The following is a 23443-nucleotide window of genomic DNA, read 5'->3' on the forward strand; positions in this document are numbered from 1 at the left end:
AGACGGACACCCTTTAGCGTAAACTATGATTACAAATAGGATTAATCTAAAATCTCGGTAACCTGACCAGCTCCAACTGTTCTACCACCCTCACGGATTGCAAAACGAAGACCTACACTCAATGCAATAGGCTGGATCAAATCAACATTGATCGTCAAGTTATCACCTGGCATCACCATTTCAACTCCGTCAGGCAAACCAATATTACCAGTTACGTCAGTTGTTCTAACATAGAACTGAGGACGATAGTTGTTGTGGAATGGTGTATGACGACCACCTTCTTCTTTTTTCAAGATATAAACCTCAGCTTTAAACTTAGCATGTGGCTTAACAGAACCTGGCTTACAGATAACCATACCCCTTTTGATATCGCTCTTTTCGATACCTCTTAAAAGGATACCAACGTTATCACCGGCTTCACCCCTGTCCAATATCTTACGGAACATCTCAACACCAGTAATCGTAGACGCCAATTTTTCAGCACCCATACCGATAATATCAACGGCATCACCTGTATTGGCAACACCTGTTTCAATACGACCTGTCGCAACAGTACCACGACCGGTAATCGTAAATACATCTTCAACTGGCATTAAGAAGTCTTTATCAACATCCCTTTTAGGAAGCTCGATCCACTCATCAACAGCTGTCATCAACTCCATAACGGTGTCAACCCATTTTTGCTCCCCGTTCAAAGCACCAAGTGCAGAACCAGAGATTACAGGTCCATTATCACCATCATACTCATAGAAAGAAAGCAATTCCCTTACTTCCATTTCAACAAGCTCTAAAAGCTCTTCATCGTCAACCATGTCGACTTTATTCAAGAAAACAACAATTCTTGGAATACCGACCTGACGACCTAATAAGATGTGCTCACGAGTTTGGGGCATTGGACCATCAGTCGCAGCAACAACTAAAATAGCACCGTCCATTTGGGCAGCACCAGTAACCATGTTCTTCACATAATCCGCGTGACCAGGACAGTCAACGTGTGCATAGTGACGATTAGCGGTTTGATACTCTACGTGTGATGTGTTAATAGTAATACCTCTTTCTTTTTCTTCAGGGGCATTATCAATTGAGTCAAAGCTTCTCAACTCAGACAAACCTGCGTTAGCCAATACTGTAGTAATAGCAGCAGTCAATGTAGTTTTACCGTGATCCACGTGTCCAATGGTACCAATATTTAAGTGCGGTTTGGAACGATCGAAAGTTTCCTTTGCCATGTTAAAATAATTTAATCTTAGTTTATATTAGTGTACAAATCGTTTTTGAGCCAATGACGAGATTTGAACTCGTGACCTCTTCCTTACCAAGGAAACGCTCTACCCCTGAGCTACACCGGCGTATTGTGTTCCAGGTTTAGAGTTTTAAAGTTGCCAGTTTTAGCTCACTAAACTTTCAACCTTTTTCTTGAAACCTTAAACTTCAAGTTTTGAGCGGGAGACCAGGGTTTCCCTCGACTTCGCTCAAGATAAACTTCTCACCCGGAAACCGGATTCGGTGCTTATCATTTGAGCGGGAGACCGGGTTCGAACCGGCGACATTCAGCTTGGAAGGCTGACGCTCTACCAACTGAGCTACTCCCGCAATTTTAACATCAAAATTTCAACTAGGGTTCCAAAAAGGTTAAAAACCTCAAAAACCCAGAACGTTTTCCTTTTTACTGTGTGGGGAGAGCAGGATTCGAACCTGCGAAGACATAGTCAGCAGATTTACAGTCTGCCCTCGTTGGCCGCTTGAGTATCTCCCCTTCCTTGATTTTCAGTAAATTATGAGCCGATGGAGGGACTCGAACCCACGACCTGCTGATTACAAATCAGCTGCTCTAGCCAGCTGAGCTACATCGGCATTTACCTACTTTTTACACAAAAAAAAGCCCGTTATTTCTAACGGACTGCAAATGTATATATTTATTTATTTATTCAAAACAAATTGTGAAAAATTTTAATCAAGCATGCGCCCTCATTTTTTCCTTCTTTTTCACTAACTGCCTTTCTAAAGAACTACAGGCAGAATCGACTGCTTCTTCAAATGACTTACATTGTTTTTTTACAATAAATTTATCCCGTGGAACCTGCACTTTGATCTCTACTATCTTATTCTCCTTCTCACTGGTGTTCTCTACCTTAAGATAAACGTCTGAACTGATGACCTTATCATAAAAGGTTTCTAATTTATCCATTCGATTTTGAATAAAATCGATGAGTTTTCCGTCAGCAACAAAATTAACAGATTGTGCATTTACCTTCATATAATACCTTTTTTGGGTTCGAATACACGAACGGATTAAACAATACAAAGATTTTCAATCTTTGTTTCTTGGGTGGGCATTATGGTGTACCTTTTTTAGTTCAGCAATACTATTATGTGTGTATACTTGTGTAGATGCCAAACTAGAATGACCTAATAATTCTTTTACGGCATTTAAGTCTGCCCCCTTATTCAATAAATGCGTCGCAAAAGTATGCCTCAAAATATGTGGACTCTTTTTGATTTTAAAGGACACCATACTAAGGTACTTATTTATAACCCTATATACAAGGGTTTCGTATATTTTGTGTCCAGATTTTGTAAGAAAAAGAAACGTATTGTCTTGTATACTAGGTAGGTCTGAACGAAACTGCAAATATTTTTTTATCGCTTCGATAGTGATGGGCAAGACGGGAATTATTCGTTCTTTATTACGCTTTCCCAATACTTTTAGCGATGCTCGATTTAAACTAACACCTTCTAGCGTCAAGTTCACCAATTCTGCCCTTCGCATGCCCGTAGCGTACAAAAGTTCGATCAGCAGTTTATCCCTTACACCTTCAAAATCCTGTTCGAAGGGAATTTGTTGCAAAACTTTTTCCATTTCTTGTTCTGAAAAAGGAACTTCTATCTTTTTTTGTGTTTTTAGAGCTTTGTGTTTTACCAAAGGATTGGTTGCCCGCACACCGCTCTTCTGTAAAAACTTATAATAGGCTTTTAACGAAGCTATTTTTCTATTGATGGTTCTATTGGATACCTTCTTATTTACCAGTGCAACTATCCAACTCCGTATAATGGTATAATCAACGGCATCGATGGTTTTTATTTGATATTCGGAAGAGCAAAATGAACTAAACCCAAGAATATCGTTTTTATAGGCATTAACAGTGTGCCTTGAATAATTTTTCTCTAAAGACAAATACGATATAAATGCATTTAATGACATGGCCCAAAGTTACAAAGTAATGGTGATTCCATTTTTATATGGACCAATATGAAGTAGCTGGAAGGTACCTTACTATGGAAGCTACAAATACGTCAAAGCTATGAGAATAAAAAAATCCTACCCGAAGCGGGTAGGATTTGTATATATCTTGAATCTTTAGGACCCTAAAGTTCTTCTTGGTCTCTTAGGCCTTGGATATACTGTGCCTTTTGAATTTCAGCCCTACGCTTTACTGAAGGTTTTGTAAACTGTTGGCGTTTGCGTAATTGACGCATTGTACCCGTTTTATCAAACTTTCGCTTAAAACGCTTTAAAGCCCTATCGATGTTTTCTCCTTCTTTTACTGGTATTATTAACATTGGCTACAACCTCCTCTCTTTAAAATTAACTACCTGTTTTATACAGGCGTGCAAATATACAAATGAATTTTCGCTAGAAAAGGGAAAATTCAATTTATTTTTATGTTCGAATAAAGGATTTACTTTTTTGGGGCCTTGTATTCTTTCTTATCGATTACTATTTTGGCGACTATCTCCCTTAAAATCTCTGAAGTACCGCCACCTATCGGACCTAATCTACTATCCCTCAGCAGACGCGCCATCGGATAATCTTCGATGTACCCGTAGCCCCCTAAAAACTGTAAGCAGTGGTAAATTACCTCATCGGCCATTTTAGTTGACTTCAACTTTGATATCGTTGCTTCTTTTACGGCATACGCTCCTTTATCGAGTTTTGCGACAACGCCGTAATTGTAGTGTTTACAAAGTTCCATTTCAGCATATAAGTCGACCAGACGATGTCTTAAAGCCTGATATTGATCTATCGATTTTCCGAAAGCCTCCCTTTCTGACATATATTGCAAGGTATATTCCAAGGCATACTCTGCCCTGGCATGCGCATTAATGCCCATCACCAAGCGCTCGAGGGCAAATGCTTCCATGATAAACCCAAAACCGCTTCCTTCACTGCCCATTAGATTGGCTACTGGTACCTCTACGTTATCAAAGGCAAGTTCTGCCGTATCTGAAGCCCGCCAACCCAGCTTGTTCAATTTATTGGCTGAAACTCCTTTACTATTTCGGTCTACAATAAACAAACTGATGCCTTTATTACCTACCGTAGGATCTGTTTTAGCTGCCAAGATGATATAGTCACCATAAACGCCATTCGTGATAAAAGTCTTCGAACCATTAACGATATAGAAATCACCTTTACGCACGGCTGTAGTTCGCATACCGGCGACGTCACTTCCACCAAACGGCTCCGTTACCCCAAGACAACCTATTTTCTCGCCATGTACACTTGGTATGAGATAAGCTTCTTTCTGTTGCGCGCTGGCATTCTTGTTCAAATGGGTCATGGCCAAATAGACGTGGGCCCAAATTGCGGCAGCGAAACCTCCTGAATTTATTTTCTGGAGTTCCTCTAGAAATATGGCCGTGTAGAAAAGATCAAGCCCCAATCCATCATGGGACTCTGGAGTAGCCAAACCGAAATAACCCATCTCGGCGAACTTTGTCCAAATAAACCGTTCAATAGTACCTGTTTCTTCCCATTTTTCAATATGGGGGACAACTTCTTTTTGTAAAAAATCTTTTAGGCTTTCCCTAAAAAGATGATGTTCTTCAGTGAAGTACATGCCAATCATAGCTACTTTATTAAAATGACAAATATAGGGCTATTCTGTCTAGTTTGTCAGTTGGAAAACCTTCAATCAGCTTCAATTCGTCAATGGAATTGATTCTACCGTTATGCTCCCTAAATTCAATTATCTTATCGGCAACTTTGTAGGGAATATATACCAATTCCGAAATTTCGGATATGCTCGCCGCATTGATATCGATTGTTTTGATTTGAGGTCGGTTCAACACTTGAAACCTTTTTAAGGCCCTATCCGCCACTTCCACCTTCAATCCATAAACATCATAAAGTTGTTCGTTGATTAAAAAACCACCTAACCTATCCCTGAATTTTATAATTCTTGTAGAGAGCTTATCACCAATGCCGTTGATGATCTTCAGGTCTTCGGCCGAAATCGAATTCAGGTCACGAACCGTTGCAATTTTGGCATAAGCCACGGAATTTTGATTGGCTTTCGGAGTGTTACCTTGGTTTTGGGTCCATTCCGGAAATCTAAAAAACGGAGACAAAACCTTTAAAAGGGAATCTGATATTTTAGTTACCCCTTGAAACTGTATGGCCGAATTGACATACGAACCTGTTTCTCGAAAAACGTGTAGCCGATCAATTTCAATTGGGGCCATTCCTAGGGTATAGCCTCTATAATCTGTAATAAAATTAGGGTTGAAGGGATAAATTTTAATGGAATCCTCTTGGACTGATACTAGCTTCAGACTATCGATTGTCGCTTGTTGAATACTGTCAACAAAAACAATACCCCCATTTTCATATGGTGTCTGGTATTTGACAGTAAAATAAATGACCTGAAGCACGATGATGGTCAGTAATAAAAAGAAAATCCCACTCCGTTCCCTTTTATTGAACTTGAAGTGGGATTTAATTTTTTTAAGCAAATCTGTATATTGATTAGGAATAAGCTTTCTTTATCGCATCCAAATACCTTTTAAGCTGTTTTTTAACCTCTGGGAATAAAAAGTATAGTCCTATCATATTAGGAAATACCATGGCAAAAATCATGGCATCTGAAAACGCCCAAATAGAATCCATGCTTGCCGCAGCTCCTATTACAACAAAGGTCAAGAAAAGCATTTTGTAGGCCAAATCCGTTTTCTTTCCACGGCCAAAAAGATATTTCCATGACTGTAGACCGTAGTATGACCATGATATCATAGTAGAAACCGCGAATAACACTACAGCCACGGTTAAGAATATTTTGGAATAAGGAATATACTCTGCGAATGCTTTTGAAGTAATGCCTGCTCCCTCGAAGGCCTCTCCATTAATAAAGACAACCCCAGAACCATCACCCCCGTACTCAAAGAAACCACCAAAATTGAATATTACAATTACCAAAGCCGTCATGGTACAGATCACCACGGTATCTATAAACGGTTCTAAGAGTGCAACCAAACCTTCTGAAGCAGAATACTTTGTTTTTACCGCCGAATGTGCGATTGAAGCAGAACCTGCCCCAGCCTCATTTGAAAATGCAGCCCTTCTAAAGCCTACCAATAATACCCCTATTACGCCACCGACCCCTATTGCAGTAGGATTAAATGCCTCAGATACTATTAAACCTATTGCATCATCTATTAAAGAAAAATTACTGAAAATGATATATAAGCAACATAATATATATATCAATGCCATAAAAGGGACGACCTTTTCAGTAACCGAAGCAATCCTCTTTATTCCCCCAATAATGATGATTCCGACGACGATAGCCAAGACCAAGCCTACAATGGCACCTGCTGCGGTACTTTCCCATCCGAATAGCTCTTTTATGACAATGGTCGCCTGATTGGATTGTGCGGCGTTACCACCACCGAAAGACCCCCCTATGCAAAAGAAGGCAAATAAGGCGGCAGCGACTTTGCCCAAGTTTTTAAAGCCTTTTGATTTAAGACCTTTGCTTATGTAATACATTGGTCCACCATAAACCGTACCATCTTCACCGACATCACGATATTGTACACCTAAGGTACATTCCACAAATTTGGTAGACATTCCTAGCAATCCACAAACAATCATCCAAAACGTCGCACCGGGTCCCCCTAGGGCTATGGCCAAGGCAACCCCTGCTATATTACCATTACCAACCGTTCCGGATACTGCAGTTGCCAATGCCTGAAAATGACTGACCTCCCCTTCTTCACTTTCATCACGGATCGTATCTGGGATATCACCGTCATCAGTCATATGAAGCTCAACTTTTTCCAAACCATATTTCTCTACTTCCTCATACTTTCCGCGAACCACGTTGATTGCAGTCCAAAAATGCCTAATGTTCGGAAATCCAAAATAAAGCGTGAAGAACAGTGCACTTCCCACCAACAAAATAAGCACGAAGGGCGTACCTGCAATCTCGAAAAAAATGACGCTTTCAAAGAAAGAGGAAATAGGCTGAAAGGCTCGATCTATCTTTTGGTCCAGACCCAATTCCGTGGTGTCTTGGGCAAATGAAAATATCGGAATCAAAAAAGATAAAAACGTAAGAAGTCTATACTTCATAACTTATTGTTTGGTTTTGTTAATTTGATGTAAAGCTGACAATATCCTAAAAAAAATTAATGCAATCAAATTTATTGGTGGTTAACTAATCTAGTTGAAACATTTGATTGAGCTTATCGATCTGTTCTGGTCTACCCAAAACAATGACCTTCCCCTTAGGCTGCAGTTCAAGATCAGCTTCGGGATTAATGATGTAATTTCCATTAGGCTCAATATAACCTATAATGGTACAACCGGTTTTTCGCCTTAAATCCAAATCCCGAATGGATTTATAATTAAGGGCCCCTTTAAAATCTTCAATTTCGACTTCTTCGAGATTCGTGGTATGCTTGCCTTCCATGGATAATTTATCCATGAATGTGATTAAATCTGGCATTACGACCAGTGAAGCCATATGATCGCCCCCGATTTTATCAGGCATAATGACCTTATTGGCACCGGCAAATTGCAGCTTTTTAACCGAGGTCGCCTGTGACGCCCTGCTTATGATGAACAGTTTGTCATTCAATTGTCTTGCCGAAAGTACTACGAAAAGGTTGACGGCATCATCTGGTAGTGCGGTCACCAAGTATTGTGCATTTTCTATACCTGCTTCCAACAAGACGTCATCCTCATTGACGTCGCCCTCTATAAACAGCACATTACCTTCATGCGATTCAATCAGTTCTTTGTCTTTTTCAATAACCACGAAAGGTTTTTTATAGGCCCTTAATCGTTCTGTGGCTTGTTGGCCATTTCTTCCATAACCACAGACTATTACATGATTTGCCAGATTTTTGACCTTATTCCTCACCCTTTTTTTCTTTAGAAGCTGCAACGAATTCTTACTCAAAATATATTCTGATATGACCGAAATGGCAAAACCGAATATGAATACACTACTAATAATTAAAAATACGGTAAAAATCTGTGCATTCGAGTCCAATGGGCGAACTTCGGCGAAACCTACGGTTGTTACCGTAATGATTGTCATGTAAACGGACTCCACCCACGAAAAATTGGCAATCAAGCGGTAACCAAATACACCAACCAAAAACACAATGAACATTAAGGTAAGTGCAATTGCAATTTTTGAACGAAAGAGTTTATACATAAATCACAAATCAAATACTGAAGTTCGTTTGGTATACACCAAATCTTTGATTTTTAACCAGAAAGCGATAAAAAGGTACAGTGCAAACCCGAAACCCAAAGTCGCAAAGGTTAAATAGATAAATGTAGTTCGTACTACCCTGGCCCTAATACCCAAACGTTCTGCAATTCGGCGGCATACCTCAAAACCCCTCTTTTGAAAATAATACAGTAAATCGTAAATCCAGCGCATATTCAAAATTAGCCATTCTTATTCAATAGTGCGGTACCAATCTTACAGCGCAAACATTGGTTCTTTGAACAATATTCGTTGTATAGCTGTAATCTTGACTGGCTTTCGAAAGCGTTTTTCGTTGTTGTATCAATTTCATCAAACTTTGATATGATGTTATTCTTCTCAGGACCTAACGCCATGGCCAGACCCAATAACAATCCCTCTTCCATTTTTCCATGTATCTTTTGGTAGGCAAACTTTAGGGGTATTATGGTATTGATGAGCAATAAATCAATAAAGCTTTTTGTCAATCGCTTTTTTGAGGATTTGGATACTTTTCCAAAGGTGTAATGATCTCTCCAATAATCACTGGTCTCAGCGTGAAAAATAGTGTACATGGCCCCTAAGTCATCTACTTGTACCACCTTGCTGAAAAGGCTTTCATTGGATGCATACAAATTTGCAAATTGTGACAACCGTATAGTAGGAAAATTGTTAGGTCGTAAACCAAAGAAATCGGGTTTTTGCACGCTTTCGTTTCGTAGTAGAAACTTCGCCTTTTGAAAAGCATATTCTTTTTGAAGTTTAGCATAATAAGCATCCCCGTCATGCTTGATATCGAACAATCGTGCTTGACCTAGTATAACACTCTCTAAAGCAAAAACATCGTTCCCCAGTTTTCTGATGACGCTAAAATCAGTTGCTTCGGCAATACCCTTAAAGGCTTCTCCATTGACCTTCAAACCAAAATTCTTCAATAATAGCTTGAACAACACCGCTTCCCAATCATTTTTAGATGCTTTCAACAAATCAAAAATCAACTTGGATTTTTGTTCGAGACGTTCTATGTAAAGTCGCTCAGCCCAATTGGTCCTTAAAAAACCATCTACCGAAGCAAGGTCTTTCTCGCAATTGACAAACGTTCTTTTTGAATTGTAAAGTAGTTTGCGATAGTGGTCTAGAAATGATGTTGTTATTAGGTTCTTTAGCGTCAGGGTGGGGATTTCAGTTTTGTCTTTTCGAAAAACGGCTACGTCATCTTCCCAAACCACGTGAAGAATGACATTATCATAATTGGAATCCGTTTCATGGCCGTGTGCATACCAATCTGAAGATTTTAAATGCATCTCTACATTACCGGCCCAAACTTGACCGGCAATAACTAGCTTTGCGTTAAAAAAGTCTGGGCCGGTATTTTGATTATGCAACCCAAGGTTCTGAATTACTATTGATTCGCCCGATGTAGTGGTTAATTCTTTGTGTTGTAATTTATTGGTCTTCCAAATAAAATGCAATAGGTCTTCACGCATTTCACTAAGGTAAAGAAATGATCACCAATTTCCGGCATAACCTAAATCGCCATGGGAATTACGTGCCAGAAAACTACGCTTGACTTGATTTATTTGACGAATATGCAGGTAATCGTGGGCAAGCCAATTTTCTAGAAAATCTTGGGCACTTAAGTTACCCAAGTCTTTATTATCGATGGTATTGCTCCATTGCGGGTCTATCAAACCTTTTAACCAGTTAATGGAAATACGTCTTTCGGTTAAAAATCGATTAACGGCTTCATGGTAATTCTGTTGGGAATATTTGCGCGATATCGGCCATAGTTGAGGGCTAATCGACTTTAGTGGAAGGTCTGGGGTTTCTAAGGTATGTTTTACCCTTGTTCTAAAATCTTCTACCTCTTCATCGGCCAAATGGCAGGCAATTTCAAGAAGGCTCCATTTTTTCGGGTCTTCTTTATGATTTGACAGTTCTAAGGGAACGCTGGCCAACAGCGACTCAAAAACCAAGGCATTCGTGCTGAGCTCTTTTACGATGACGTCTGAAAAACCCATTAATTGGTTGTTTCACCTTGCCAGTTCATGAAACCGCCTTCAAGATTAAATGCATTTTCTATACCTATACTGTTCAGTATTGCACAAGCTTGACCACTTCTATTACCAGAGCGGCAGTAAACGTAATAATTTTTGGTCTTATCCAATTTTTCGATTTCATCAATAAAACCTTGGCCCAGATAAATGTCTATGTGGGTTGCATTGGGTATATAACCCTCTTCCACTTCTTCGGGCGTTCTGACGTCCAAAACAACGGCGTTATCATCTTTATGAAGTTGTTCGGTCCACTCTTCTTGGCTTAAATCCATCTTGGTTATCAAATTAAGTTTGTCAAAAATAAAAGTCCGAAGCAATACTCCGGACTTAAAACTATAAATTTTTCGCTTTAAACTTTTATAGAGCACCCGATTGCTTTTGTCAAGGTCAGCTCAATTTCCTCTCCGGCCAACATGGCATCAACGGCGCTCTCCACATATTTATCCTCCACTTGTGATGCATCTTGATAGTTATCATCAATGGCCCCGATATAACGCACTATGTTACCTTTATCCGTGCGCTGCAACAAATACACATGGGGCGTTCTGGTGGCCCCATATTTGGGATAGACCTTTTGACCTTCATCTAGTAGGTAGGGAAATGTGAACCCTTTTTCCTTAGCCCTGATTTTCATGGCATCAAAGCTATCCCCGGGTTTAACACTTGGGTTATTCGGGTTTATGGCTATAACCGGAACACCCTTGGCTTTGTATTTCTTATCCAAAGCAATTATCCTATCCTCATAAGCTATGGCATACGGGCAGGTATTGCAAGTGAAAATTACCAGAAATCCTTTGGCGTTATCGTAGTCCGCTAAAGAAACCATTTTCCCATCAGTGTTTTTCAATGAAAAATCATCGGCAATAGCACCGATTCCATAGCCTTTTATAGTATTATTTTCAATTGATGTGAAAGCTGTCAAGCTTAAGATAAGTATAAATGCACCCATTACTTTTCCAATTCCCATAGTAGTATTATTTAATGAACTTCAACAATTCCTTATTCAATTCGTCGTAGGTAAAACCGTGCGGATAAAAAGCTCTTTTACCTTTGTTATATATTAAGGTAGCTGGTATGCCCCCTTCCCAGTCCTTGTCGATTTGAGGAATCCAATCGTTCATCTTTGGATCGTCTAAAATCACGACCTGTCCCTTTAATTTTTTTTCTTTAACAAAGGGAACCAATCTTTTCTCCCACATTGATGGCATATCAAGGCTCACCAAAATCATTTCGACATTATTTGATTTTTGTTCTGCAAAGGTTTTCTCAAAAGCAGGAAGCTCTTCAATACAAGGTTTGCACCATGTAGCCCAAAAATTCACAATGTAAGTCTTATCATCTTGTTGATGCAATAATGGCTTTAACCCTTCATAATCATATATCGTAAAGGGTACTTCGCTTTTTGAGTTCACAGCAACCTCGGCAGGGGTAACCTTTTCATCGAACTCCTCGGCTTTTTTACCGTTTGGTCCACAACTGTAGATTGATATCATCACAATGATAAGAGGCAACAAACGCTTCATGGTATCGAATTAGCAGTTAAAATTAACCAATGTGGTATCCTTGAATTTGGTTTTAACAAAAAATTAGCGGTTGTAACTGGTTTAAAGAAGAAGGTATCCAATATATTTGTATATACAATTGTTGTAATAACATGAATGTTGAGCAAATTATAAAAACCACAAAACCCATTCCGTTGGCGACCAGAACGATTATTCATTTGTCTTTGGTCAATAGTAAACTGAACGAGGCCATGGGAAACGCGCTTAAACCATTTGAAGTTTCATTGCAACAGTTTAACGTACTTCGAATTTTAAGGGGCCTAAGAGGGGAACCAGCAAATTTATCAACTTTAAATGAACGAATGGTCGCAAAAATGAGCAATACTACTCGTTTGGTCGACAAATTGCTTCTTAAAGAATTCGTGAAACGCGAAATATGTGAAACCAATCGAAGAAAAATCGAAATATTCATCACACCTGAAGGGGAAAGAGCTTTGACCTTGATGGATGATGCGATAAAAAATGCAGAACAACAGGTGACACAAAATTTTTCGACAAAAGAACTCAATGAATTAAACCAATTATTAGATAAATTTTAATATGAACAACATCCTAGAAAACAGAACTTGGCGATATGCAACTAAAAAGTTCGATAGTACCAAGAAGGTTTCCGCTGAAGATTTAGAATCACTTCTTGAAGCGACCAGGTTAAGTGCATCATCATACGGATTGCAACCCTATCACGTATTTGTGGTTACAGACCAAGCTTTAAAGGAGCGACTTCGTGGGGTATCTTGGGGGCAATCGCAAATTACCGATGCTTCCCATATCATCGTTTTTGCCCATAAAACCGATTTTGGTCCGGAATTAATAGATACGTATCTGGAAAATGTTTCTGAAACTAGAAACATTCCGGCCGAAAGCCTAAAAGGATATGGGGATTTTATGAAATCAAAATTATTGGACCTTTCGACCGATAGTAAGGCAAATTGGACCGCAAAACAGACCTATCTCGCTCTAGGTAATGTAATGCAGGCGGCGGCTGAACTAAAAATCGACACCTGCCCTATGGAAGGCTTTGAGGCCGAGAAATACAACGAAATCCTTGAATTGTCTGAAAAAAATCTTAGCGTATCGGTGGTATTGCCTATCGGATACCGCTCTGCTGAAGACGATACGCAACATTATGCAAAAGTTCGTCAGTCAAAAGAAGAATTATTTACACATATATAAATCATTAAACAATTACAAACAGAAAACAATTTTAAAATCATGAAAAAGAACATTTTAAGTTTAGCATTGGCCTTGGTAGTCGGATTCGCAGCAACGGCAAAGACAGTCGACGATGACAAAAAAGAAGTAAAAACCGATGCTAGCTCCGTAACTTGGAAGGCGTACAAAGTAACCGGTTCACATACAGGTACGATCAATTTGAAATCAGGTGCCCTTATGTTCGATGGCGACAAATTGACCGGTGGTGAGTTTGTGGTAGATATGACAACCATCAACACAACTGACCTTTCTGGAAAATCCAAAAGTGATCTAGATGGCCATTTACATTCTGATGATTTCTTTTCAACAGCTTCAAACCCTACTTCAAATTTGGTTTTTACCAATGTTAAGTCTTCTAGTAAGAATTCATATGAAGTAACCGGGGATTTGACCATTAAGGGAATCACTAAACCAGTGACTTTTGATGTTTCGGTTTATGGTAGCAAGGCAACTGCAACGTTGAAGGTGGACAGAACCAACTACGATGTAAAATATGGTTCAGGAAGCTTCTTCGACAATTTGGGGGACAAAACGATATACGACGAGTTTGATCTAGTGGTCGATTTAGAATTCTAATCCAACTACATAGTGAAAAAGAAAATGGGAATATCCTGCTATTTAAGCAGGATATTTTTTTATTATCAATCTTTAATTTGAAAGTTTCGATTTGATTTCTATATTTGAACTAATGAAAACAATGAACAAAACTTGGTGGTGGAACAACTTACGTCGAAATTCGTGAGCTAGTCCTACTATTACCAATTCATATAAAAGGCTTGTCATCACGACAAGCCTTAATTTTTTGAATCAATTTGAAATGACATATCAATTAGAAACACACTACAAAAAGATACTTGCCGACACCATTACACCGGTCAGTGTCTATCTCAAGATAAGGGATAAGTATCCTAATAGCATTTTATTGGAGAGTAGTGATTACCATGCCAATGACAATAGTTTTTCATACATCTGCTGCAATCCTATTGCTTCAATTAAAGTTGAGAATGAGATAATTACCAAAGAATTTCCGGATGGTATCAAGCAAGAAATCGAAATTACCGACACTGTCGATGTAATTCAAGAAATGGATGCGTTCAGAAAACAATTTTCAGTGGAAGATCAAGAATTCAAATTCATTACCAACGGTCTTTTCGGCTTTATGGCCTATGATGCCGTGCGGTATTTCGAAGATGTATCTATTTCGAAAAAAGAAAATTCCCTTACCATACCCGATATGTTCTATGCAGTTTATCAGAACATCATTGCTATAAATCATTTTAAGAATGAAGCTTATATTTTCGCCCATTGTTTTGAAAGTGAAAATAATATTCCGCAACTGGAACAGGTTTTGAACGTTCGAAGTTTCGCCTCTTATAATTTCTCAAAAGACGGAACCGTAAAAACGAATTTAGAAGATGAGGCGTTTAAAGAACACGTGGCCTTGGCCAAAAAACATTGCCAGCGCGGTGACGTGTTTCAATTGGTACTCTCGAGAAGGTTTTCACAACGATTTAAAGGTGATGAATTTAATGTGTATCGCGCCTTACGCTCTATAAACCCTTCTCCCTATCTCTTTTTCTTCGATTATGGTGATTTTAAGATTTTTGGAAGCTCCCCAGAGGCACAGCTTGTCGTCAAAGATGGTAAGGCAGAGATCCACCCGATCGCTGGCACCTATAAGCGTACTGGAAATGATGAAAAAGATGCTGAACTGGCCATAAAATTGGCCGAAGACGAGAAGGAGAACAGCGAACATGTCATGCTGGTCGATCTGGCGCGTAATGACCTTAGTAGAAATGGAAACTTGGTCAATGTGGAAACCTATCGAGAAGTACAATACTTCTCGCATGTGATTCATTTGGTCTCAAAGGTTACCGGAATGAAAAAACCGGACATTTCCACTTTAAAAATTGTAGCGGATACGTTTCCGGCAGGCACATTAAGCGGTGCCCCCAAGCATATGGCCATGCAACTTATAGAAAAGTATGAAAAAACCAGTCGTGGATATTATGGTGGAGCTATTGGCTTTATGGATTTTAAAGGCAATTTCAACCATGCCATTATGATCCGAACGTTTTTGAGCAAAAACCATGAACTTCATTTTCAAGCTGGAGCAGGGCTAGTAGCCGCTTCAAATGCCAATGATGAATTACAAGAAACCTACAACAAACTTGGCGCTTTGAACAAAGCACTTGAAATTGCAGAAACCATCTAAAGCCTCCTTACCTCCAATAGGGGTAAAAGATAAATTATGAAGAAAGAAGAAACCAGATCTACCGAAAATTCCTCCCCATTGGGGAGGCCAGGTGGGGCCATATTAATGATAGACAATTACGATAGTTTCACTTTTAACCTAGTGCACTATTTAGAAGATCTTGATCGTGAAGTTATTGTCAAACGTAACGACCAATTAACCGTAGAAGAGGCCGATGCCTATGACGAAATTGTGCTTTCCCCAGGACCGGGGATACCCAATGAGGCAGGGTTGTTAAAAGAGATCATTAAAACCTATGGGCCCACCAAACGAATTTTTGGGGTATGCCTTGGGCAACAAGCTATTGGAGAAGTATATGGCGGTAGCTTGATTAACCTGGATCAGGTGTATCACGGAGTGGCTACTTCCATAACTATTGAGATTGAAGATTATATTTTTCAAGGATTGCCCAAGAAAATCGAAGTAGGTCGATACCATTCTTGGGTGGTAAATTCGCATTTACCAGAAGCCTTAGAGGCAACCTCCTTTGATGGAAACGGGCAAGTAATGTCGTTACGCCACAAAGAATTTGATATTAGGGCGGTACAGTTTCACCCAGAATCGGTTTTAACCCCAGAAGGGAAACAAATACTTAAAAACTGGCTGGAGGCTAAACCCAAGAGTGATTGGTAAGGGGTAATTAATAACATCTAACTACTCATTACTAACAACTAAAGACTATTTTACAATGAAAGAAATACTAAACAGGCTTATTAATCACGAAATCCTTGAAAAAGAGGATGCCAAACAAATTCTGGTCAATATTGCCAAAGGGGATTACAACACGAGTCAAATCGCTGCATTTTTAACGGTATACATGATGCGCAGCATCACCATTGAAGAGCTCGAGGGTTTTCGAGACGCGCTTTTAAAACTCTGTTTGGCCGTTGATCTTTCAGAATATAACCCTGTTGATCTCTGTGGTACCGGTGGGGATGGAAAAGATACTTTCAATATTTCTACTTTGGCCTCTTTTGTGACCGCAGGTGCGGGTGTAAAAGTGACCAAACATGGTAATTATGGGGTCTCTTCAAAATGCGGTAGTAGCAATGTGATGGAATTTTTGGGAATCAAATTCAGTAATGAAGCTGACTTCCTCAAAAAGTCAATTGATGAAACCGGTATTTGTGTTTTACACGCCCCCTTGTTCCATCCTGCTATGAAAAATGTTGCCCCCATCCGAAGGGAATTAGCGGTTAAAACCTTCTTCAATATGTTGGGACCCATGGTGAATCCCGCGTTTCCAAAAAATCAAATGGTCGGGGTGTTTAATTTGGAATTGGCACGGATGTATGGTTACCTCTATCAAAACACGGATAAAAACTTTACAGTACTACATGCATTGGATGGGTATGATGAAATCAGCCTAACAGGCGACACCAAGACCATTTCAAATGGTTCTGAAGGTATTATCAAGCCCTCCGATTTTGGAATTGATCCCATATCTGAAAATGAGATTATTGGTGGGGACGATGTCGCTGATTCGGCCCAAATATTTATGAATGTACTGAATGGAAAAGGTTCGGAAGCACAAAATAACGTGGTCTGTGCGAATGCTGGTGTTGCCATTGCAACAGTTAAAAATACCACCCCAAAAGCAGGATTTGAACTGGCAAAGGAATCTTTGTTAGGTGGAAAAGGATTGATAGCATTGAAAAAATTGCAGGAATTGAGTAGGAACTAATAATGAAACATCATTCTGAGTGCAGTTGAAGGCAATAGAACACGAATTCAATAGATTCCTTCACGTCATTCTCAATATCGAATAAAATGAACATACTAGATAAAATAGTAGCTGACAAGCTTAAGGAGGTGGATTTAAAAAAGTCCATCCTCCCTATTTCGCAATTTGAAAACTTTTCCCTTTTTGATAGAAAAGGAGCTTCCTTGGCCCAACTATTGAAGGAAAGTTCAACGGGTATTATTGCCGAACACAAACGTTGCTCCCCATCTAAAAAGACCATTAATCAAAATACCAACGTTGGGCAAGTAGCCAAAGGGTATCAAAATGCAGGGGTTTGTGGCATGAGCGTTCTGACCGACATCAAATATTTTGGTGGATCAATTGAAGATCTCGTATTGGCAAGGGCTTCAGTAAGCATGCCCTTACTACGCAAAGAATTCATTATTGACGAATACCAATTGATAGAGGCAAAAGCATATGGTGCTGACGTGATTTTGTTGATTGCCGCGGTATTGACAAAAGAGAAAATCAAAACATTTTCAGAACTGGCAAAAAGTCTGGGCTTAGATGTTTTGTTAGAGGTTCATAATGAAGAAGAGTTGCAAAAATCCCTGATGCCTAGTTTAGATATGTTAGGGGTCAATAATCGAGATCTTAAAACCTTCGAAGTTAACTTAGAAACCAGCAAGAAGCTGGCAAGCTTGATTCCTGAAGATTTCGTAAAAGTTTCAGAGAGTGGCATTAGCGCTGTGGAAGCTATCAAAGATTTAAAAGGGTATGGATACCAAGGTTTTTTGATTGGAGAGAATTTTATGAAAACTGAAAATCCAGGAAAAAGCGCCAAAGCGTTTATAAATAACCTAAAATGAGTAACCGGAAGTATTGATTTTACTTTGAGGAAAAGATTGCTTCACGATGTTGGCAATAAGGCTATGAAATTAAAGGTATGCGGAATGAAATACAATCCCAAGGCGGTTGCTACCTTGCAGCCTGATTATTTGGGTTTTATATTCTGGGAAAAATCAGCTCGCTATTTTGACGGTCAGATTCCTCCGCTTCCATTTGGAACGAAAAAAATAGGAGTCGTTGTCAATGCTTCGTTAACGGAGGTTTTGGAAAAAGTCAAAAAGTATCATTTAGATGGGGTACAACTACACGGTCAAGAAAGTCCGGAATATTGCAAAAACTTAAAAAAAGCTTTGATTGAAGAAGTCTCGACTACACTCGACCTCATAATCATCAAAGTCTTTTCTATAAAAGATACGTTTGATTTTAACGTGCTCGAGCCTTATGAAGAGGTTTGTGATTATTATTTATTTGATACCAAAGGAAAACTTCCTGGTGGAAATGGCTATACTTTTGATTGGTCCGTTTTAAAGGATTATCCTTCTACAAAACCTTACTTTTTAAGTGGCGGTATTGGGCTGAACGAAGCCGATGCCATTCATGAGTTCTCAAAAAGACCGGAATCACGGTATTGCCATGCCATTGATGTAAATAGTGGTTTTGAATCAAGACCGGGATTCAAAAAAATTGATGAATTGGAAAAGTTTAAAAATTTATTAACTGACAAAGAATGACCTATCACGCAAACGAAAAAGGGTATTATGGTGAATTCGGGGGTGCATTTATTCCTGAAATGCTGTATCCCAACGTAGAAGAGTTACGACGTAACTATTTGGATATTATGTATGAGGATTCTTTTCAAAAAGAATTCCATGGTTTACTTAAAGACTATGTCGGCAGGCCTTCCCCACTTTATTTCGCCAAGCGCCTCTCTGAAAAGCATGGCACGAAAGTTTATCTCAAACGAGAGGACTTAAATCATACTGGGGCCCACAAGGTCAATAATACCATTGGGCAAATATTGATGGCAAAAAGATTGGGCAAGACCCGCATTATCGCCGAGACCGGGGCAGGTCAACATGGTGTGGCGACTGCAACGGTCTGCGCCCTTATGGGTATGGAATGCATTGTATATATGGGTGAAATCGATATCGCCCGTCAGGCACCAAACGTTGCACGTATGAAAATGTTGGGGGCTTCGGTTCGACCCGCACTTTCGGGTAGCCGAACCTTAAAAGATGCGACCAACGAAGCCATACGGGATTGGATAAACAATCCGGTCGACACCCACTATATTATCGGTTCGGCCATTGGCCCACACCCCTACCCCGATATGGTCACTCGATTTCAGTCGGTCATCTCTGAAGAAATCAAATGGCAGTTAAAAGGGAAAGAAGGTCGTGAGAACCCTGATTATGTGGTCGCCTGTATTGGTGGTGGTAGCAATGCTGCTGGAACGTACCATCATTTTTTAGAGGAACCCAACGTAGGTATTATCGCCGTCGAAGCTGCAGGAAAAGGTGTGGAAACCGGTGAAAGCGCAGCTACTTCTGCCCTTGGTAAAGTTGGTATCATCCATGGTTGTAAGACCATGTTGATGCAAACGCCAGACGGACAAATAACCGAGCCGTATTCCATTTCTGCTGGGTTGGACTATCCGGGGGTGGGGCCTATGCATTCGCATTTATATAAATCTGGCCGTGCCGAGTTTTACTCCGCTACCGATGATGAGGCGATGACCGCCGGATTGGAACTTTCACAATTGGAGGGTATTATTCCGGCCATTGAAACTGGCCATGCCTTCGCTATTTTTCAGCATAAAAAATTCAAACCGGATGATGTCGTCGTGATCAGCTTATCAGGTCGTGGTGATAAAGATTTGCAGACGTATATTGATTATTTTAAACTTTAGATTGTTTTTGTCATTCCCGCGTAGGCGGGAATCCTATAAAATGATTGCGATTCCAATTAAATGGAAAATTATTATACATACTGACCAACAAAAATCATACAGTATTGTATGTTGGAATGACAAATAATCTAAAGCTGAGATTACAACAACACCAATCAAAACAAAACAAAACAAAGGATTTACAAAAAAATATAATGTTCATAAATTGGTATACTTTGAAAAAATAACATATGTGAACAATGCCATCAAAAGAGAAAAGCAAATAAAACACTGGAATCGGCAATGGAAAGAGAATTTAATTAATGATATGAATCCGGACTGGGAAAATCTTTCTTAGATGTTGGAAGAAGGGCCTTAAATTTTAAAAAATCATAAGAACACATTAAAAAGATTCCCGCCTACGCGGGAATGACAGATAATATAATGAACAGAATTAACCAAAAATTACAAGAGGACAAAAAACTCCTCTCCATATATTTCACTGCTGGATATCCAAAACTAAACGACACGGTAAAAATCATTCAAGATTTAGAAAAAAACGGCGTTGATATGATTGAAATCGGGTTACCTTTTAGTGATCCTTTAGCAGACGGGCCGACCATACAAGACAGCTCTACAGCTGCCCTAAAAAATGGAATGACCACAGAAAAGCTCTTTGAACAATTAAAAGATATCCGCAAAACGGTTTCCATTCCTTTGATCGTTATGGGCTATTTTAATCCGATGTTGCAATATGGTGTGGAAGCATTTTGCGCCAAATGCCATGAAATCGGTATTGATGGTATTATTATGCCTGATCTTCCATTAGCTATTTATCAAGAACACTACCAAGCCATTTTTGAAAAAAATGGGCTTATCAATATATTTTTAATCACTCCTCAAACCGATGAAGAACGCATCCGACAAATTGACGCAGCCTCTAAAGGTTTCATTTATATGGTAAGTACGGCTAGCGTAACGGGATCGAAATCAGGTTTTGGAAATGAGCAAACAACCTATTTTGAGCGCATTGCCAAAATGGGTTTAAGCAACCCACAGATCGTAGGTTTTGGCATCAAAGACCAAGAAACCTTTCAACAGGCCACCAAAATGACAAAAGGGGCTATTATTGGTTCTGCTTTTATTAAATATTTGACGCAAAACGGAATAAACGGAATAAACGATTTTATAAAAACAATTAGGCCCTAAATTATACCTCATCCTTGTTTGAAAAATAATACGGTCCAAGTTGTAAAAATCAACTATAAATAATACTTTCCATCCCCTGAAAAAGCTCTAAAGATGAAAAACAAACTTTTCTATATTCCACTATTCCTTACCTTTCACCTTGCCCTTTCGCAAGATTCTACATTGCTAAAATCACAAGTGGCGAAATCAATAACAGAGCTTCGTGATTTTGTTGCCATTCCCAATGATGCCTTGAACGGTGATGCTATCGCGGACAACTTGATTTGGCTCAAGAAAAATTTTAATGCCAGGGGATTTAATACTACGGAACTGGAAACTGAAAACCACCCCTTGTTCTTTGCTGCGCTTCCTATGGAAGACACGAAACCTACCATACTTTTCTATATGCATTTTGATGGCCAATCCGTAGATTCAAGCAAATGGAACCAAGAAAACCCGTATCAAACCGTATTGAAAAAACCCGTTGATGGTGGCTATGAAACCATGGATTTTGAAGCTTTGAATGATGACATTGATTACAACTGGAGGCTTTTTGGTCGTTCTACATCTGATGATAAGGGACCCATCATCATGTTTTTGAACGCTATCGATCTTTTACAAAAGGAGGAAATAAAATTGCCCTTTAACGTAAAGGTCATATTAGATGGTGAAGAGGAGAAAAGTAGTAAACCACTGCCCAAGGCGGTAAAACAGTATAGAGAACTTCTTGAGGCGGATTTTTTGTTGATTGCCGATGGCCCCATACATTCTTCTGAAAAGCCAACTGTTGTCTATGGCTGTCGTGGCATCACCACCCTCTCAATAACGACACATGGCCCTGCCAAACCACAGCATAGTGGTCATTACGGTAATTACGCACCAAATCCAGGATTTCAATTGGCACAACTATTGGCAACCATGAAAGACAAAGAGGGTCGTGTATTGATAAAAGGGTATTATGATGGTATCAGTTTGGGTGAACCCGTTCAAAATATCTTAAGAAGTGTCCCGGATGACGCCGTGTCCATTGCGGAAAAATTGCAATTCAAAACCGCTGAAAAAGTAGGTGCCTTCTATCAAGAGTCACTGCAGTACCCAAGTTTAAACATACGTGGTCTAGGATCCGGATGGATTGGTAAAAAAGCCCGAACCATTGTGCCTGAAAGTGCCACAGCTGAATTGGATTTACGTTTAGTACCGGAATCAGATGGCACACGATTGAAAAAATTAGTTAAAGATCATATCGTAAAACAAGGTTTTACGGTTCTCGAAGATATACCTTCAAAAGAAGAACGCTTACGATACGATAACATTATAACCCTTACCGAGGGAAGCGTCACGGATGCTTTCAGAACCAATCTAGACAACGAATACGGTACTTTTTTGGTCAACACCTTACAAAAGGCATTCAACGATGACGTAGTACAAATTCGAATCATGGGAGGTACCGTGCCAATAGCCCCTTTTATCAACGAACTAAAAATACCGGCATTCGTAGTGCCCATGGTCAACCCTGACAATAATCAACACAGCCCGAACGAGAATTTAAAGATCGGACAGCTGGCTTACGGAATCAAGGCCTTTTATCAGATTTTAAAAACGGAAAAGTAAGCAGCACTGGACAACAGTGGCATCTGGGTCGAATAAGACCATTCTGAATTGGATTATCTCAAACAAGAAGCACGATAAACGGTGAAAATTATCGATTTAAATTTTCACTTCACCTTTGGTTTTCAGGTTTTTCGCCCAATGAACGATTAAAAAACCACTTTACCCTATTTTGATTTAAAGGGATACCTGACGGTGGTAATTTTATGGTACCAAATGTTACCCAAATCATGAAATACCCTACTATTATCATTGACGATTCGTCAATTCAACGCTTGGCGACTACCTTTTTGGTAAAAAATCATCCCAAATTAGATTTGATCGGTGCTTTCGACAATCCGTTCGAGGGTGTCAAGGCCATCTACGACCATAAAGCGGAAATTGTTTTTCTAGACGTGCTAATGGATAAGGTTGATGCCTTTGAAATTTTGGATAGTATAGAAGTCAATGCAGCCATTATCATGAACTCCACTTGGTCTAAATTCGCAATGCCGGCTTACGATTACGGAATCAACGATTTTTTGACAAAACCCATATCAAAAAAGCGCTTTGAGCAATCAGTTGCAAAAATCATTGAAAGATTAGAACTGAAAAAAAATGCCGAAAGACCTATTAAAACCTTTCCGTTTTCTGAAGCGCTATCTGAATTTCCATAGTT

General features: G+C 39.4%; 27 protein-coding genes and 4 tRNA genes. 13 read left to right on the forward strand and 18 right to left on the reverse strand.

Annotated elements, in window-relative coordinates:
* Window positions 1-41: 41 nt before the first annotated feature.
* From tuf to AACM45_RS05240, 18 genes are all read right to left on the reverse strand, one after another.
* Window positions 42-1229 (reverse strand): elongation factor Tu, encoded by a 1188-nt coding sequence (gene tuf / locus AACM45_RS05155; protein WP_136466279.1) that lies wholly within the window; start codon window positions 1227-1229, stop codon window positions 42-44.
* Between the two features lie 48 nt (window positions 1230-1277).
* Window positions 1278-1349: transfer RNA gene (locus tag AACM45_RS05160), tRNA-Thr, on the reverse strand.
* A 171-nt stretch (window positions 1350-1520) separates the two neighbouring features.
* Window positions 1521-1593 (reverse strand) — tRNA-Gly (locus AACM45_RS05165).
* Window positions 1594-1674: 81 nt separating this feature from the next.
* Window positions 1675-1756: transfer RNA gene (locus AACM45_RS05170), tRNA-Tyr, on the reverse strand.
* A gap of 24 nt (window positions 1757-1780) precedes the next feature.
* Window positions 1781-1854, reverse strand: a tRNA-Thr gene (locus AACM45_RS05175).
* A 100-nt stretch (window positions 1855-1954) separates the two neighbouring features.
* Window positions 1955-2257 carry a ribosome hibernation-promoting factor, HPF/YfiA family gene (hpf, locus tag AACM45_RS05180; RefSeq protein ID WP_339141205.1) on the reverse strand — a complete coding sequence of 101 codons (303 nt, stop codon included), beginning with the start codon at window positions 2255-2257 and terminating at the stop codon, window positions 1955-1957.
* Window positions 2258-2311: 54 nt separating this feature from the next.
* A complete protein-coding gene (locus AACM45_RS05185) occupies window positions 2312-3202 on the reverse strand; it encodes a tyrosine-type recombinase/integrase (RefSeq protein ID WP_339141207.1) in 891 nt (296 codons plus the stop codon).
* A 164-nt stretch (window positions 3203-3366) separates the two neighbouring features.
* On the reverse strand, window positions 3367-3561 hold the full coding sequence (gene rpsU, locus AACM45_RS05190; RefSeq protein WP_339141209.1) for a 30S ribosomal protein S21: 195 nt from the start codon (window positions 3559-3561) through the stop codon (window positions 3367-3369).
* A gap of 119 nt (window positions 3562-3680) precedes the next feature.
* The gene (locus tag AACM45_RS05195) at window positions 3681-4850 is read right to left on the reverse strand and encodes an acyl-CoA dehydrogenase family protein (protein ID WP_339141211.1); all 1170 of its coding nucleotides are present in this window, start codon (window positions 4848-4850) and stop codon (window positions 3681-3683) included.
* Window positions 4851-4860: 10 nt separating this feature from the next.
* Window positions 4861-5736: a ComEA family DNA-binding protein gene (locus tag AACM45_RS05200; protein ID WP_339141213.1), complete on the reverse strand. Its 876-nt coding sequence runs from the start codon at window positions 5734-5736 to the stop codon at window positions 4861-4863.
* Window positions 5737-5749: 13 nt separating this feature from the next.
* On the reverse strand, window positions 5750-7354 hold the full coding sequence (locus AACM45_RS05205; RefSeq protein ID WP_339141215.1) for an alanine/glycine:cation symporter family protein: 1605 nt from the start codon (window positions 7352-7354) through the stop codon (window positions 5750-5752).
* Window positions 7355-7439: 85 nt separating this feature from the next.
* Window positions 7440-8447, reverse strand: a complete 1008-nt coding sequence (locus AACM45_RS05210; RefSeq protein WP_339141217.1) for a potassium channel family protein — start codon at window positions 8445-8447, stop codon at window positions 7440-7442.
* Between the two features lie 3 nt (window positions 8448-8450).
* Entirely contained in the window at window positions 8451-8678 is a 228-nt protein-coding gene (locus AACM45_RS05215) for a PspC domain-containing protein (protein ID WP_339141219.1), read from the reverse strand.
* Between the two features lie 8 nt (window positions 8679-8686).
* Window positions 8687-9970, reverse strand: coding sequence for a DUF2851 family protein (locus tag AACM45_RS05220; protein WP_339141221.1), 1284 nt, complete (start codon window positions 9968-9970; stop codon window positions 8687-8689).
* A 21-nt stretch (window positions 9971-9991) separates the two neighbouring features.
* Window positions 9992-10504, reverse strand: coding sequence for a DinB family protein (locus tag AACM45_RS05225; protein WP_339141223.1), 513 nt, complete (start codon window positions 10502-10504; stop codon window positions 9992-9994).
* Window positions 10504-10812, reverse strand: coding sequence for a rhodanese-like domain-containing protein (locus AACM45_RS05230; protein ID WP_339141225.1), 309 nt, complete (start codon window positions 10810-10812; stop codon window positions 10504-10506). Before AACM45_RS05230 ends, AACM45_RS05225 begins: the two co-directional genes overlap by 1 nt.
* A gap of 77 nt (window positions 10813-10889) precedes the next feature.
* Entirely contained in the window at window positions 10890-11507 is a 618-nt protein-coding gene (locus AACM45_RS05235; RefSeq protein WP_339141227.1) for a thioredoxin family protein, read from the reverse strand.
* 7 nt (window positions 11508-11514) lie between these two features.
* On the reverse strand, window positions 11515-12063 hold the full coding sequence (locus AACM45_RS05240; RefSeq protein WP_339141228.1) for a TlpA disulfide reductase family protein: 549 nt from the start codon (window positions 12061-12063) through the stop codon (window positions 11515-11517).
* 131 nt (window positions 12064-12194) lie between these two features.
* On the opposite strand from AACM45_RS05240, the gene AACM45_RS05245 reads away from it, so the two are divergent.
* The 13 genes from AACM45_RS05245 to AACM45_RS05305 all read left to right on the forward strand — a co-directional run bounded on the left by AACM45_RS05245 (window position 12195) and on the right by AACM45_RS05305 (window position 23441).
* On the forward strand, window positions 12195-12641 hold the full coding sequence (locus AACM45_RS05245) for a MarR family winged helix-turn-helix transcriptional regulator (protein WP_339141230.1): 447 nt from the start codon (window positions 12195-12197) through the stop codon (window positions 12639-12641).
* Window position 12642: 1 nt separating this feature from the next.
* Entirely contained in the window at window positions 12643-13275 is a 633-nt protein-coding gene (locus AACM45_RS05250; protein WP_339141231.1) for an NAD(P)H-dependent oxidoreductase, read from the forward strand.
* 39 nt (window positions 13276-13314) lie between these two features.
* Window positions 13315-13890 (forward strand): YceI family protein, encoded by a 576-nt coding sequence (locus tag AACM45_RS05255; protein ID WP_339141232.1) that lies wholly within the window; start codon window positions 13315-13317, stop codon window positions 13888-13890.
* Between the two features lie 241 nt (window positions 13891-14131).
* Complete coding sequence (locus AACM45_RS05260; RefSeq protein WP_339141233.1) at window positions 14132-15529, forward strand: anthranilate synthase component I family protein; 1398 nt, start codon at window positions 14132-14134, stop codon at window positions 15527-15529.
* A gap of 105 nt (window positions 15530-15634) precedes the next feature.
* On the forward strand, window positions 15635-16201 hold the full coding sequence (locus tag AACM45_RS05265; protein WP_339142376.1) for an anthranilate synthase component II: 567 nt from the start codon (window positions 15635-15637) through the stop codon (window positions 16199-16201).
* 55 nt (window positions 16202-16256) lie between these two features.
* Window positions 16257-17252: an anthranilate phosphoribosyltransferase gene (trpD, locus tag AACM45_RS05270; RefSeq protein ID WP_339141235.1), complete on the forward strand. Its 996-nt coding sequence runs from the start codon at window positions 16257-16259 to the stop codon at window positions 17250-17252.
* An 86-nt stretch (window positions 17253-17338) separates the two neighbouring features.
* Window positions 17339-18121: an indole-3-glycerol phosphate synthase TrpC gene (gene trpC / locus AACM45_RS05275; RefSeq protein ID WP_339141237.1), complete on the forward strand. Its 783-nt coding sequence runs from the start codon at window positions 17339-17341 to the stop codon at window positions 18119-18121.
* Between the two features lie 63 nt (window positions 18122-18184).
* Window positions 18185-18832, forward strand: a complete 648-nt coding sequence (locus AACM45_RS05280) for a phosphoribosylanthranilate isomerase (RefSeq protein WP_445227721.1) — start codon at window positions 18185-18187, stop codon at window positions 18830-18832.
* Window positions 18829-20010: a tryptophan synthase subunit beta gene (gene trpB / locus AACM45_RS05285; protein WP_339141241.1), complete on the forward strand. Its 1182-nt coding sequence runs from the start codon at window positions 18829-18831 to the stop codon at window positions 20008-20010. Before AACM45_RS05280 ends, trpB begins: the two co-directional genes overlap by 4 nt.
* Before the next feature lie 104 nt (window positions 20011-20114).
* Window positions 20115-20237, forward strand: coding sequence for a GIY-YIG nuclease family protein (locus AACM45_RS05290; protein WP_445227724.1), 123 nt, complete (start codon window positions 20115-20117; stop codon window positions 20235-20237).
* A 196-nt stretch (window positions 20238-20433) separates the two neighbouring features.
* Window positions 20434-21198: a tryptophan synthase subunit alpha gene (gene trpA / locus AACM45_RS05295; protein ID WP_339141243.1), complete on the forward strand. Its 765-nt coding sequence runs from the start codon at window positions 20434-20436 to the stop codon at window positions 21196-21198.
* A gap of 93 nt (window positions 21199-21291) precedes the next feature.
* The gene (locus AACM45_RS05300) at window positions 21292-22788 is read left to right on the forward strand and encodes a M20/M25/M40 family metallo-hydrolase (protein WP_339141245.1); all 1497 of its coding nucleotides are present in this window, start codon (window positions 21292-21294) and stop codon (window positions 22786-22788) included.
* 227 nt (window positions 22789-23015) lie between these two features.
* Entirely contained in the window at window positions 23016-23441 is a 426-nt protein-coding gene (locus AACM45_RS05305; protein WP_339141247.1) for a LytR/AlgR family response regulator transcription factor, read from the forward strand.
* Window positions 23442-23443: the final 2 nt, after the last annotated feature.

Origin of the sequence: Croceitalea sp. MTPC5, assembly GCF_036985505.1 — a bacterium.
GTDB lineage: Bacteria > Bacteroidota > Bacteroidia > Flavobacteriales > Flavobacteriaceae > Croceitalea.

Bases quoted from the DNA above. Each gene is read 5' to 3' on its own strand.
- trpA (WP_339141243.1), top strand. From the start codon at position 20,434: ATGAACAGAATTAACCAAAAATTACAAGAGGACAAAAAACTCCTCTCC.
- AACM45_RS05260 (WP_339141233.1), top strand. From the start codon at position 14,132: ATGACATATCAATTAGAAACACACTACAAAAAGATACTTGCCGACACC.
- AACM45_RS05245 (WP_339141230.1), top strand. From the start codon at position 12,195: ATGAATGTTGAGCAAATTATAAAAACCACAAAACCCATTCCGTTGGCG.
- AACM45_RS05255 (WP_339141232.1), top strand. From the start codon at position 13,315: ATGAAAAAGAACATTTTAAGTTTAGCATTGGCCTTGGTAGTCGGATTC.
- AACM45_RS05185 (WP_339141207.1), bottom strand. From the start codon at position 3,202: ATGTCATTAAATGCATTTATATCGTATTTGTCTTTAGAGAAAAATTAT.
- AACM45_RS05265 (WP_339142376.1), top strand. From the start codon at position 15,635: ATGATAGACAATTACGATAGTTTCACTTTTAACCTAGTGCACTATTTA.
- AACM45_RS05195 (WP_339141211.1), bottom strand. From the start codon at position 4,850: ATGATTGGCATGTACTTCACTGAAGAACATCATCTTTTTAGGGAAAGC.
- AACM45_RS05215 (WP_339141219.1), bottom strand. From the start codon at position 8,678: ATGCGCTGGATTTACGATTTACTGTATTATTTTCAAAAGAGGGGTTTT.
- trpD (WP_339141235.1), top strand. From the start codon at position 16,257: ATGAAAGAAATACTAAACAGGCTTATTAATCACGAAATCCTTGAAAAA.
- trpC (WP_339141237.1), top strand. From the start codon at position 17,339: ATGAACATACTAGATAAAATAGTAGCTGACAAGCTTAAGGAGGTGGAT.
- AACM45_RS05205 (WP_339141215.1), bottom strand. From the start codon at position 7,354: ATGAAGTATAGACTTCTTACGTTTTTATCTTTTTTGATTCCGATATTT.
- AACM45_RS05220 (WP_339141221.1), bottom strand. From the start codon at position 9,970: ATGCGTGAAGACCTATTGCATTTTATTTGGAAGACCAATAAATTACAA.
- AACM45_RS05250 (WP_339141231.1), top strand. From the start codon at position 12,643: ATGAACAACATCCTAGAAAACAGAACTTGGCGATATGCAACTAAAAAG.
- AACM45_RS05305 (WP_339141247.1), top strand. From the start codon at position 23,016: ATGAAATACCCTACTATTATCATTGACGATTCGTCAATTCAACGCTTG.
- AACM45_RS05235 (WP_339141227.1), bottom strand. From the start codon at position 11,507: ATGGGAATTGGAAAAGTAATGGGTGCATTTATACTTATCTTAAGCTTG.
- rpsU (WP_339141209.1), bottom strand. From the start codon at position 3,561: ATGTTAATAATACCAGTAAAAGAAGGAGAAAACATCGATAGGGCTTTA.
- AACM45_RS05210 (WP_339141217.1), bottom strand. From the start codon at position 8,447: ATGTATAAACTCTTTCGTTCAAAAATTGCAATTGCACTTACCTTAATG.
- AACM45_RS05230 (WP_339141225.1), bottom strand. From the start codon at position 10,812: ATGGATTTAAGCCAAGAAGAGTGGACCGAACAACTTCATAAAGATGAT.
- hpf (WP_339141205.1), bottom strand. From the start codon at position 2,257: ATGAAGGTAAATGCACAATCTGTTAATTTTGTTGCTGACGGAAAACTC.
- AACM45_RS05280 (WP_445227721.1), top strand. From the start codon at position 18,185: ATGAAATTAAAGGTATGCGGAATGAAATACAATCCCAAGGCGGTTGCT.
- trpB (WP_339141241.1), top strand. From the start codon at position 18,829: ATGACCTATCACGCAAACGAAAAAGGGTATTATGGTGAATTCGGGGGT.
- AACM45_RS05225 (WP_339141223.1), bottom strand. From the start codon at position 10,504: ATGGGTTTTTCAGACGTCATCGTAAAAGAGCTCAGCACGAATGCCTTG.
- AACM45_RS05240 (WP_339141228.1), bottom strand. From the start codon at position 12,063: ATGAAGCGTTTGTTGCCTCTTATCATTGTGATGATATCAATCTACAGT.
- AACM45_RS05300 (WP_339141245.1), top strand. From the start codon at position 21,292: ATGAAAAACAAACTTTTCTATATTCCACTATTCCTTACCTTTCACCTT.
- tuf (WP_136466279.1), bottom strand. From the start codon at position 1,229: ATGGCAAAGGAAACTTTCGATCGTTCCAAACCGCACTTAAATATTGGT.